This is a genomic window from Companilactobacillus furfuricola, from assembly GCF_003946325.1.
In the GTDB taxonomy this organism is placed as follows: domain Bacteria; phylum Bacillota; class Bacilli; order Lactobacillales; family Lactobacillaceae; genus Companilactobacillus; species Companilactobacillus furfuricola.
The window spans coordinates 17,800-29,514 of sequence record NZ_RHNT01000028.1; the positions used below are offsets into that span (position 1 = coordinate 17,800).

Here is an 11,715-nt window from a genome sequence, read left to right on the forward strand (position 1 = left end):
CAAAGCCTACTGATTTCAGCTTTGAAGTTATTCGTAGGTGTGGTTTCAACAATAGTTTCCGTTTCATTTTCAGCTACTGAAACTCTCTTTAGGAGGGACTAGCATTTACTTTTCCTATTCATGACTTTTATTAGAATTTGATTAGTAAAATTAATCATTTATTTAATTTAACTGTAATAATAGCCGTGAATTTTTAGAATGTCAATAGCTAGTCAAAGAATTTATCAAATGTATCCCATGACCGACTGAATCTATATCGTGAGCATCAGATCCATAAACAAGCGGAATGGAAAGGCCTTCAGCCATTCGAAGGATCTGTTTGCCAGGATAAAAATCATTGCAGTAAGGTTTATAAAGACCGGCAAAGTTCAAATCTAATTGTCGGTCTTGTTTTTTAATTTTTTGTAAAATATCGTTCACTAAATCAAGGTTCTTTTCGTCAAGATCATCACTAATGTGAAAGTGATCTTGGTATTTACGGACCAAGCTCATATGACCGATCCTTTGAGGCGCATACTTTCCTAGATCAGCTTCAACAGATCTTTGAACGGTGTGATAATAATGCGCAAATATCATTTGCGGATCGTTTAAATAAGCCGAAAAACCGTTTTGAAAATCATCGAATCCATTATCAACGCACCAAAATTTGTCATTCGTTCCCTTCATGAAGTGGACTGACAAGATATTCTCTTGAGTGCGCGGTCCATATTCATTGAGAAAATCACGCGTGAAATCCTCAAAACCTTCTAAGTAATCGACTTCAAAACCAACTGTGATCTCGATCTGGTCTTTAAACTTGTCCTGCATTGATTCAGCTAAATCAAAATAAGCTGGCAGCTGATCCATCCGAAGCGAAGCTTCAGAAAGACCATCAACGCTACCTTGATAGCTATTCTTAAAATCAGATGGCAGAGGTGCATGTTCAGTAATACAATATTTCTCCATACCAAGATCGATCGCCCGTTGGATCATCTTCTCAACTGGTTCGCCGCTCCCATGTGGACAAAGTTCTGTATGCGTGTGTCCGTCCATTAACATTTGATCACTCCTTTTTAACCATCGTGGACTAAAAATGCAGATTACTCAAGCTAAAAATCAAGGGGATGGTCACTAAACTAAATAACGTCGACAAACTCATAATAGAAATCGCCGGAGCGGGATCCTTCTCTGCTTGCAAAGTAAAGAGCACCACCAAGCCCGCTACCGGACACGCTGCCATGATGACCGTCGTATAAAAAGCAACTCCGGAAACACCTAACGACCGTAAAATAATGATCCCAATAATTGGATAAATTAAATTACGCAAAAAAATGCTGATCAACAAATTCTTTTCCAACATTTCGCGACTAAATTTGATCTTTGTCAAACTATTACCGATCACGATCATCGAAAGTGGCGTATTGATCGACCCGACAGATTTAACTACTTGGTCAAGAGTGCCAGGCAAATGTAAAGAAAAGACAAACATCAACATCCCTAGAACAATGGCAACGATATTGGGATTAAGCAAAATCTTTCCCCAATTGACAGTCTCGTCTTTTTCGCCATGATGCGAAAACAGACTGATTCCATGAGTCCAGTTGAATATATTGAAACACGCTAAGGAAACTACGCCAAAGAACACTCCCGAAGAGCCGAATAATGCAGAGATCAAAGGGATGCCCATGAAGCCCGCGTTCGAATAAACGCTCCCATAAATGGCGATCCGTTGAACGTTTTCGTCAGCGACCCGGCCAAATATTAATCTGGAAATAATAATTTCAATAAAATACAAAATGATCACTGCTAAAAAAGCTAATAAAAAGAATTTGATACGAGCAGCCGAATAATCCTGCTCAAACGCCCCAATAATTAAACAGGGAGAAATAATATAAATCAAAATATTAGTCAGATCACTTGAAGATTGAGCTTTCAAAAAATCCAGCTTACCGATCAAGAAACCAACTAGCATTAATCCAAACAATAAAATGATTTGATTGGAAAGTTGTCCAACGTCCAAAAAAATCCCCCCTCTTCAGAAACAGTTGAACTTATTATCAAGTTCCAAAAGTTAAGAATCAACAAAAAAACACAAAGATAAAAAATTAAATGCAAAACTAAAAGATAAATAATGAAATCTTTGCTTGATAGTAAAAAAATACACCTTCCCCAAAAGGAAGATGTAAAGAATTTTTATTATTTAGCAGAACGTTCTTTAATGAATAAGCCCACAAAATATCCAATAAACAAGCCGATCAAGGCTGGAACTACCCAACCGAGACCAAGTTCAGATAGTGGTAAGATCTGATTAAAGTTCATTAGATCAGTGAACCAGCTTTGTCCATGGAACATGAAATCCATTGACTCGAGTCCGGCTAAAACAGCTGGCACAAACGTAAAGATGGTCGTGATCACGTAAACGTATCGAGATGAACCGATAAGTGGCGTCAAGACTGCCAAGATTATCAACGTAATCGCCAGTGGATATATGAACATCAAGGCTGGTGTCGAATATTGGATCAACTTAGTTAATCCAACATTGGCGAAGACGCACGGCAAAACGCTGGCTATCAAGATCAAAACTTGATAAGAAATTTTGGGAAACATCTCGTGCATCGCTTCACCAAAAGCTGTGATCAAACCGATCGACGTCTTCAAACAAGCAATGATGACAATTAAAGCTAGTAAGATATTTCCAAAGCTTCCGAAATAGTAATTGAAAGTCTGAGCTAAAGTAATGCCACCATTAGCTGCTAGTTTGAATTGACCGAGACTCATCGTACCTAAAATTGCTAGTAAAGCATAAATGATCCCCATCAAAACAACACTAATAGTACCAGCTTTGATCGTATCCTTAGCAATTTCTCGTGGATCAGTCACTCCTAGCGTTTTAATACCATCAATGACCACTACACCAAAAGCAAGTGACGCTAAGGCGTCCATTGTGTTATATCCCTCAGTAAATCCTGCCAGCACCGGACTTTTGGCATATGAACCTTGAGGAGTATAGTTCAATGATCCCATCGGCTTAACTAAAGCGACAATAATCAAAATACCTAACAAGATCAAAAAGATCGGCGTTAGCCATTTTCCGACATAAGTCATGATCTTACTAGGTTTTCGAGCAAACCACCATGAGGCAGCAAAAAACAAAATCGAAAAAATCATCAAGGAAGATCTTTGCATCCCCGAATTGACAAAGGGATCGATCCCCATTTGAAATGAGGTGGTAGCTAGACGTGGCGTAGCAAAAAATGGACCAATGATCAAATAAAGCAAAATCGTGAAGACGTATGCATAGCCCTTGTGGATCTTACTTGATAGATCAAAGACACTGGCACTTTCGGTCATCCCTAGTCCAGCGACCCCTAGTAGTGGTAATCCAATACCAGTAATCAATAGACCAATGATAGCTAAACCAACGTTACTTCCTGATTGTTGTCCTAAAAATACTGGAAAAATCAAATTTCCCGCACCAAAGAACAGGCCGAAGAGCATCGAACCTATAAAAAATAATTCTCTTCTGGTTAATTTTTTCGTCATATTGCACCCTTTATGTTGTGATAATTAAAAAAAGCAATATTGTTGGATATTGCTTTTTTATTGTTAGTGGATGTTCATTTCCGGTTCTACTGGGCATTTTGGAAATTGCCCTGCGAAACATGCTGCTGTCCCTAACAGTGAGTTGCACCCTCTATAATTTAGCTGTTAATTTTACATCCGGATATTTATTTGCAAACCAGTTTTCGGCAAATTTGTTTTCAAACAAGAACAATGGATTGCCATCAAGGTCTTTGACTAGCATATTTCTAGTGGAAGACATGTTTTGATCCAATTGTTCAGGATCGATCCAACGAGCAATTCTTGAACCGATCGGATTCATGACAACGTCACAATTATATTCGTTTTTCATTCTAAATTGGAAAACTTCAAACTGGAGTTGTCCAACTGCCCCTAAAATATAGTCGTTAGTTGTATATTTTTGATACAACTGCACAGCACCTTCTTGAACTAATTGCTGCATCCCTTTATGGAAAGATTTCTGCTTCATAACATTCTTTGCTTGGACTTCCATAAACATTTCTGGGGTAAATTGTGGTAAATCTTCAAACTGGATATTCTTCTTACCTGTATAAATCATATCGCCGATCTGGAAATTACCAGTATCATACAAGCCAACAATATCGCCAGCTACAGCAGTTTTTACTTGTTCTCTTTGATCAGACATGAATTCAGTAGCATTGTTCAAACGCATTGATTTACCAGTCCGACTCAAAGTTACGTCCATTCCCTTTTCAAATTCACCAGAACAAATTCTGACAAAGGCGATCCGGTCACGGTGATTAGGGTTCATGTTAGCTTGAATTTTGAAAACAAAAGCAGAAAATTCAGGATCATCAGGTTTAACTACTTCTTCACTATCCTTGATCGGATGACCCGCTGGTGCTGGGGCCATGTCCAAGAAGGTATCTAAGAACACTTGGACACCAAAGTTAGTCAAAGCTGAACCGAAGAAGACTGGTGTTTGATCACCTTTCATGATCTTCTCGAGGTCAAACTTGTTTCCAGCTTCTTTGATCAAGTCAACCTCGCCTAAAGCTTGTTCGTAGACGCTATCTTCTTCGATGGGGTTTCTTTCTTTCAATTTTCCATCTTCACCTAATGGCAAGAATCTGTCGTCACCTTCCTTACGATACAATTCTAGACGACTATTTTTGATATCGTATAAACCTTTTAATTCCTTACCCATACCGATCGGCCAGTTCATAGCGCAACCTTCGATATTGAGCAATTCTTCTAATTCAGCGATCAAATCAAGTGGATCGCGTCCATCACGGTCCAACTTATTCATGAAGGTAAAGATCGGAATGCCACGTTTCTTAACAACCTTAAACAGTTTCTTCGTTTGTGGTTCGATACCTTTTGCTGAATCAATAACCATGACAGCTGCGTCAACGGCCATCAAAGTACGGTAAGTATCTTCAGAAAAGTCTTCGTGTCCTGGAGTATCCAAGATATTAACGTCTTTTCCTTGATAGTGGAATTGCATTACTGAAGAAGTAACAGAGATACCACGTTTCTTTTCGATCTCCATCCAATCAGACGTTGCAAATTGACCAGACTTCTTAGCTTTAACAGTACCTGCTGAACGGATCACGCCACCAAAGTACAGCATTTGTTCGGTGATCGTAGTCTTACCAGCATCCGGGTGAGAGATAATGGCAAACGTTCTCCGCTTGTTTACCTCTTTTTCTAATTCTTTTTGTTCCATAACTTGCTCCTAACTCATAAAAAAAGAAATACATTAGTATTTCTTTTCAAACATATTTGTCGTTACGACTTTTACTTTGCTCTTAGGGATCTTAACGATGACATTTTGAATTCTTGCACCATCAACTTCGCCAGAAGTCAATTTCACACCACTCTTTAAAGTAATGCTCTTCGGGTGCTTATCATCAGGGATCTCATTTAAATTCATAATTAAATATCCTGCAATAGTATCGGCGTCTTCTTGTTCTTCGTCAATGTTCTCATCAAACAATTCGTTAAAATCTTCGATCGAGAACTTACCAACAACCGAATACTTAGTTGAAGAAATGCGATGATAATTAGTTGTTGTTTGATCGTACTCATCATCGATCTCCCCCACGATCTCTTCCAAAATATCTTCGATCGTTGCCAACCCGACTACTCCACCATAATCGTCCATGACCATAGCAATTTGGGTTTGGGTCGATTGCATCTTCAACAATAATGAATCGATGCTAGTTGATTCAGGTACGAATAACGGCTCGATCATGATCTTATTCAAATTGACGTTCTCAAATCCAGAGATCCGGGCCTGCTTCAACAAGTTCTTAATATGAACGATACCAATGATAGTATCCTTATCGCCACCATAAACTGGTACACGAGAATAAGGCTGTGCTAAGATAGCATCGATATTTTCATCCAGCGGATCATTGATATCGATCATGAAGGCATCCGTTCTTGGGACCATAACCTCACGAACGGTCTTGTCACTAAACTTAATAATACCTTGTAACATTTGATATTCGTCGGCATTGATCGTACCACTCTCACGTGACTTCTGGATCGTAGAAAGCATCTCGGTCCGTGAGACCTTATCCTTCTTTTGAGAAAAGTCGATCGGTGTGATCTTCATCAATCCGTGCAAGATAACAGTCATCAGCCAAACAAACGGCTTCAAAATCTTGCTAGTAACGTTGATGAATGGTTCCGTAAATCTTAATACTTGATATGGTCGGTGAACTGCGATCTGTTTCGGGAAAAGCTCCCCAAAGATCAAGATCAGAAAAGCCAAGATGATCGTAATGATAACGATCGATAATTCAAAGCTTCCTGGAAAGTTGCCGAGCACACCTTCTAATTTTGTACTTAAACTTGTGGCAGCGATCGCTGAGGATAAAAATCCCGCCAAGGTCACTGCTACTTGGATCGTTGATAAAAAATTAGTAGGATGATTTATTTCGCGTAAAATACGGTTATCTTTGTGGCCACCTTGTTCGGCCTTTTTCTCGACTTCCGTCTTATTTACCGAAACGATTGCCATCTCGCCAGCAGCGTAAATAGCATTTAGGAGCGTTAAAACGACTATGATCAATATTTGTCCAATTAACGCGACACCTGTAGGGTCATCACTCATTAATTTTTTCACTCTCTTTCATATTAAATAAAAATGATGTAACAATTATAGCAGGTGTAAAACAATTCAACAATATTACTGCCATTAATGATAAAATAAATTTAATACTATATAAGGAGTAACTGAAATTGTCTAACAAAAAAATCATCGTTATTTATTTATTTTTCTTCTTCATCCCTTACATAGTAAGCCTTCTGATCGCAGGCATGGCCTACAATGCTCTAGTCTTACATGCTTTGACTTGGCGGATCGTCGTTGGTGGTATCGTTGGCTCCTTAGGTATTTTTGCCATAAAAGTAATCGCACAACGTCCGATTTTGATCATGTATCGTAATTCGACGAGAAAGCCGTTGAAGCGATTTATCCATTTCTTTATTTTGGAACGAGATAAGCTCATCATTAGTTTAAATCTCTTGATCGATTTTATTCTAAGTATCGGCAGCATCTATCTCGTTGCTAAAGTTCTTACCCTTTCACAGATCTTAGGGACGACTATCGGTTGGCTAGTCTTGATCGTAATGGTATCAGTAACATTAGCATCCTATTTGGAATTTGATTCCTTATCGATTTATACCGAAAAAAAGAAAATAAAAGATTAAATACTTGACTTAAAGAAATACTAATCATATTCTAAACACATAACTATCAGAGGAGAATTTGACATGAAGCAAGCATACAACACAAAAATGGATGCATGTTGCTGTGTAATGATGAAAGATCATTATACTTTTTCAGCATGTCTAATTCCACTCAATTGATAACTAGTAGCGAATACTTTATTCAAGGGAGCTGACAATTAGTCAGTTCCCTTTTTTTTATGGAAAGGAGCAACACTGTGGACACTGTAAAAATTGGTGTTTTGAATTTGATGTATAACAAACTCGAAACGAATCAAAACTTTTATAAGTCACTGACGGGTGAACATAAAAACGTTGAACTAGTTTATTATTACTCAGCCACGCGCTATGTAAACCGAAAATTAGATCCATCGATCACTAATACGATGAAACCCTTGGATCTAAATGACCTTCCCAATCTAGATGGCTTTATTATCACTGGAAGTCCCATTGAGCAACTGGACTTTGATGAAGTCACCTACAAAGATGAGATCAACAATTTACTAGATTCTTTAAATGAAATGAGGATCCCCCAGCTGTACGTCTGCTGGGGTGCGATGGCAGCTTTAAATCATTTGTACGACATCGACAAACAGATCTTGCCGCATAAAACATTTGGCATTTTCCAAAATAACATTTTGCATTCTTCAAAATTACTACAAAATATTAGTGATAATTGCCCTGCTCCTCACGCCCGTTATGCGGAAATGAACCAGCAGCAGATCAATGACAATTCACAATTAGTTTTAAACTCGTTGAATGATAAAGGCCTATTGTTCCTCGCTGAGGCCAAAAACAAGCCACAAGCCTTCTTATTTTCACATCTCGAATACCAACGAGATGATTTGAAGAAAGAGTACGAACGTGAATATCAAGCGCACCCTGAGCTTGATCCAATTCAACCAGAAAACTACTATTCACCGATCAATAACAAGCCAATGTTTGCTTGGAAAGAGATCCAGCAAAAGTTCTTTGGCAACTGGATCGAAGAAGTCATGGCTGCTAAGGAGCAAGCGTGTAGTTAGTGGAGGTGGTCATCGGCGTAAAGATCTACTGAATGTTATACAATAAGGATATTAAACGAAAAACCGGAGGGATATCATGACAAAAATTGCAAACAATATCACAGAATTAATTGGTAATACACCTATCGTTAAGTTGAATAAAGTTGTACCTGAAGATGCAGCTGACGTTTACGTGAAGTTGGAGTTCTTAAATCCCGGCAGTTCCATTAAAGATCGTATTGCTTTATCTATGATCGAAGCCGCTGAAAAAGCTGGCAAGCTAAAACCCGGTGACACAATCGTTGAACCAACATCAGGTAACACTGGTATCGGTCTTTCACTAGTTGCTTCAGCTAAAGGCTACCACTTGATCATTATGATGCCAGACACAATGAGTGTTGAACGTCGTAAGATCATGCAAGGATATGGTACCGAATTAGTTCTTACACCAGGAAGCGAAGGCATGGGTGGAGCTATCAAACGTGCTAAAGAATTATCTGAAGAAGAAGGCTACTTCTTACCGATGCAATTCTCTAACCCAGCTAACCCGGAGATCCACGAAAAGACTACTGGTAAAGAGATCATTGATGCTTTTGATGGAGAAACCGTTGATGCTTTCGTTGCAGGTGTTGGTACTGGTGGTACTTTATCAGGTGTCAGCCACGCCTTAACTAAGAAATTCCCAGATGTTAAGATTTACGCTCTTGAAGCTGCTGAATCTCCACTACTTAAGGAAGGCAAAACTGGTAAGCACAAGATCCAAGGAATCAGTGCTGGAATGATCCCTGATACTTTGGACCAAAATGCCTACTCAGACATCGTGGAAGTTACTTCTGATCAAGCCATCAAGATGGCCCAAGAAGTCAGCCGCAAGGAAGGATTTTTACCAGGCATTTCAGCTGGTGCTAACATCTTTGGTGCCATCGAGATCGCTAAGAAATTAGGCAAAGGTAAAAAAGTCGTTACTGTCTCACCTGACAACGGTGAGAGATATCTTTCGACCGATTTATTTAATTTCTAGAAAATAAATTCAAATCTTTTTAATTGGTAGCAATTTGTGAGAAAATAAAAAACATTAATTCTATTGGGGGAAAATTTAGGATATGAAAAAGAGATTTTTAGTACTACTTTCATTAGTAGCAGCTATTGCCTTAGTGCTTACAGGTTGCTCATCAAACAGCTCTAGCGAAACTAAGACCAAGGGGACTCTTACCATCGGTCTGGAAGGAACTTATGCACCTTACTCCTACCGTGAAAATGGTAAGTTGACAGGTTTTGAAGTCGACTTCGCTAAAGCTTTGGCAAAGAAGATGGATCTTAAGGCCAAATTTGTGCCTACTAAATGGGATTCATTAATTGCCGGACTTAATTCAAAGACATTCGACGTGGTTATTAATAATGTCGGCGAAACTAAGGATAGACAGAAACATTATATTTTTGCTGAACCTTATGTCCAATCTAAATCAGTCTTGATTACTAAAGAAGACGACACATCCATCAAATCAGTTGATGACTTGAAAGGTGTCAAAGTTGCTGAAGGTACTGGTACCGACAACTACAATAAAGCTAAGAAATTCGATGCAAATATCGTTCCTTCTTCTGATTTTGCTACTACAATGTCTATGATCAAACAAGGTCGTGTTAAGGCTACTATTAATTCCCGTGAAGCTTTCTTAACTTGGCAAAAAGATAACAAGAACAGTGGTTTGAAGTATCAAGTTATCCCAACTGACAAGATCCCTAACACTAAGATCGCTCCTATTTTCAATAAGGATAGTACCGGTCTACGCGACAAAGTAAACAAAGCCGAACAAGAACTTAAAAAAGACGGCACTTTAAAGCGTCTATCGATCAAGTACTTCGGTGAAGACATTAGTAAATAATCATTTTTAATTTTGGAGAGGGGCGGATTTTATGTGGCATATAATTATTACATCATTGCCAGAAATGTTAGTCGCAATGGTGCAATACACCATTCCGTTAGCGATAATCGCATTTATATTTGGATTGATACTTGCAGTCCTAACAGCTTTAATCAAATTTATTGAACCTAGTGAAAACAAAGCCATCAAGTATCCATGGCTAGTTTTAAGAGCGATTGCCAACTTTTACGTTTGGGTCTTTCGTTCAACACCACTATTGGTTCAGCTGTTCATCATTTTCTTTGGATTGCCAAATATCGGCGTGCAACTAGATCCATTTATCGCCGCAGTTATCGGTTTTTCACTTAACACTGGTGCATATGCCTCAGAAACGATCCGTTCAGCTTTATTATCGGTTCCTCAAGATCAATGGGACGCAGCTTTTACTTTAGGCTTTTCAACTAGACAAACATTAATGAAGATCATCTTGCCACAAGCAGTCAGAATTGCTTTACCTCCACTATCAAACTCGTTCATCAGTTTGGTAAAGGATACTTCATTGGCCAGTTCGATCACCATTCTTGAAATGTTTCAAGTCAGCCAACAGATCACAGCTAAGAACTTCCAGCCGCTACTAATGTACACCTTAGCAGCCGCATTATACGCCATCATCTGCAGTCTCTTAACTTGGTTACAACATTACCTGGAGAAGAGAACTTCAAGATACGTTAAAGGAAGTGAAGCTTAATGATCTCAATGAAGAATATCATCAAGAAGTACGATGGAAAAGAAGTCTTAAAAGACATCTCTGTCGATTTCCCTGAGGGAAAAACTTCCGTGATCTTAGGACCGTCCGGATCAGGAAAATCAACGCTACTTCGTTCGATCGACTTGCTAGTTCGACCAGAATCAGGAACCTTAAGCTTCTCAGATTTTTCTTACAACTATGCTGAATCACTATCAAAAAAAGATAGTATGAGGATCCGTCAAAAGACTAGCATGGTTTTCCAAAACTGGAACTTATTCCCTAACTTGACCGTACTAAAGAATATTACTGCTGCACCGATCAACGTTTTGAAAATGTCCACAGATGAGGCGAATAAAGTCGCCAGAGATCTCTTAGAAAAAGTTGGCTTAGCCGAATACGAAGACAGATTTCCAAGTCAGCTATCCGGAGGCCAGCAACAAAGAATCTCGATCTGTCGCGCTTTAGCAATGGACCCAGATTACATCTTACTAGATGAGCCAACTAGTGCTCTAGATCCTGAGTTAGAAACACAAGTCCTCAAGATTTTGGAAGAAATGGCCAAAGATGGTCAATCAATGATCATCGTGACCCACAATATGGAATTTGCTAGATTAGTATCAGATAAAATCGTCTTCATTGAAGATGGTGAAAAAGTCTACGATGGAGCCACAAATGATTTCTTCGAACATCCCACACCACGGATCAAGGACTTCCTGGCAGGGATCTCGTTGGATCCTAATAAAATAAATAAGTAACAAAAAGAGAATGTGACATAAGTGTTCTCTGTACAATAAAAAATGGACGAAAACCGATTTTTGGTTTTCGTCCATTTTTTGTT

The 11,715-nt window shown here is 38.8% G+C and carries 11 protein-coding genes and 1 other annotated feature (1 of these 12 only partly in view); of the genes, 6 read left to right on the top strand and 5 right to left on the bottom strand.

Translation table 11 applies throughout. From position 1 onward, the window contains the following. Nucleotides 1–131: a binding site (T-box leader), on the bottom strand; it reaches 100 nt to the left of the window's first position. A gap of 70 nt (nucleotides 132–201) precedes the next feature. From hisJ to EKM78_RS08185, 5 genes are all read right to left on the bottom strand, one after another. After that, nucleotides 202–1,038 (bottom strand): histidinol-phosphatase HisJ, encoded by an 837-nt coding sequence (hisJ, locus tag EKM78_RS08165; RefSeq protein ID WP_125771187.1) that lies wholly within the window; start codon nucleotides 1,036–1,038, stop codon nucleotides 202–204. A 28-nt stretch (nucleotides 1,039–1,066) separates the two neighbouring features. Next, nucleotides 1,067–1,999, bottom strand: a complete 933-nt coding sequence (locus EKM78_RS08170; RefSeq protein ID WP_125771189.1) for an AEC family transporter — start codon at nucleotides 1,997–1,999, stop codon at nucleotides 1,067–1,069. A gap of 176 nt (nucleotides 2,000–2,175) precedes the next feature. After that, a complete protein-coding gene (brnQ, locus tag EKM78_RS08175; RefSeq protein WP_125771191.1) occupies nucleotides 2,176–3,522 on the bottom strand; it encodes a branched-chain amino acid transport system II carrier protein in 1,347 nt (448 codons plus the stop codon). A gap of 151 nt (nucleotides 3,523–3,673) precedes the next feature. Beyond that, a complete protein-coding gene (locus EKM78_RS08180) occupies nucleotides 3,674–5,251 on the bottom strand; it encodes a peptide chain release factor 3 (protein ID WP_125771193.1) in 1,578 nt (525 codons plus the stop codon). Nucleotides 5,252–5,284: 33 nt separating this feature from the next. Next, the gene (locus EKM78_RS08185; RefSeq protein ID WP_245995017.1) at nucleotides 5,285–6,658 is read right to left on the bottom strand and encodes a hemolysin family protein; all 1,374 of its coding nucleotides are present in this window, start codon (nucleotides 6,656–6,658) and stop codon (nucleotides 5,285–5,287) included. A 116-nt stretch (nucleotides 6,659–6,774) separates the two neighbouring features. Here EKM78_RS08185 and EKM78_RS08190 point away from each other — a divergent pair, with 116 nt between their 5' ends. The 6 genes from EKM78_RS08190 (at nucleotide 6,775) to EKM78_RS08215 (ending at nucleotide 11,632) form a co-directional block, all read left to right on the top strand. After that, nucleotides 6,775–7,245, top strand: a complete 471-nt coding sequence (locus EKM78_RS08190; RefSeq protein ID WP_125771197.1) for a hypothetical protein — start codon at nucleotides 6,775–6,777, stop codon at nucleotides 7,243–7,245. A gap of 236 nt (nucleotides 7,246–7,481) precedes the next feature. Further along, the gene (locus EKM78_RS08195; protein ID WP_125771199.1) at nucleotides 7,482–8,288 is read left to right on the top strand and encodes a homoserine O-acetyltransferase/O-succinyltransferase family protein; all 807 of its coding nucleotides are present in this window, start codon (nucleotides 7,482–7,484) and stop codon (nucleotides 8,286–8,288) included. A gap of 76 nt (nucleotides 8,289–8,364) precedes the next feature. Continuing rightward, nucleotides 8,365–9,288 (top strand): cysteine synthase A, encoded by a 924-nt coding sequence (gene cysK / locus EKM78_RS08200; protein WP_125771201.1) that lies wholly within the window; start codon nucleotides 8,365–8,367, stop codon nucleotides 9,286–9,288. An 82-nt stretch (nucleotides 9,289–9,370) separates the two neighbouring features. Beyond that, a complete protein-coding gene (locus EKM78_RS08205) occupies nucleotides 9,371–10,150 on the top strand; it encodes a transporter substrate-binding domain-containing protein (protein WP_125771203.1) in 780 nt (259 codons plus the stop codon). 31 nt (nucleotides 10,151–10,181) lie between these two features. Further along, nucleotides 10,182–10,877 carry an amino acid ABC transporter permease gene (locus EKM78_RS08210; protein WP_125771205.1) on the top strand — a complete coding sequence of 232 codons (696 nt, stop codon included), beginning with the start codon at nucleotides 10,182–10,184 and terminating at the stop codon, nucleotides 10,875–10,877. Beyond that, nucleotides 10,877–11,632: an amino acid ABC transporter ATP-binding protein gene (locus EKM78_RS08215; RefSeq protein ID WP_125771207.1), complete on the top strand. Its 756-nt coding sequence runs from the start codon at nucleotides 10,877–10,879 to the stop codon at nucleotides 11,630–11,632. Before EKM78_RS08210 ends, EKM78_RS08215 begins: the two co-directional genes overlap by 1 nt. The last annotated feature ends 83 nt before the right edge of the window (nucleotides 11,633–11,715 follow it).

Coding starts and splice junctions, on each gene's coding strand:
- hisJ (WP_125771187.1), bottom strand. CDS start 1,038: ATGTTAATGGACGGACACACGCATACAGAACTTTGTCCACATGGGAGC.
- brnQ (WP_125771191.1), bottom strand. CDS start 3,522: ATGACGAAAAAATTAACCAGAAGAGAATTATTTTTTATAGGTTCGATG.
- EKM78_RS08180 (WP_125771193.1), bottom strand. CDS start 5,251: ATGGAACAAAAAGAATTAGAAAAAGAGGTAAACAAGCGGAGAACGTTT.
- cysK (WP_125771201.1), top strand. CDS start 8,365: ATGACAAAAATTGCAAACAATATCACAGAATTAATTGGTAATACACCT.
- EKM78_RS08205 (WP_125771203.1), top strand. CDS start 9,371: ATGAAAAAGAGATTTTTAGTACTACTTTCATTAGTAGCAGCTATTGCC.
- EKM78_RS08210 (WP_125771205.1), top strand. CDS start 10,182: ATGTGGCATATAATTATTACATCATTGCCAGAAATGTTAGTCGCAATG.
- EKM78_RS08215 (WP_125771207.1), top strand. CDS start 10,877: ATGATCTCAATGAAGAATATCATCAAGAAGTACGATGGAAAAGAAGTC.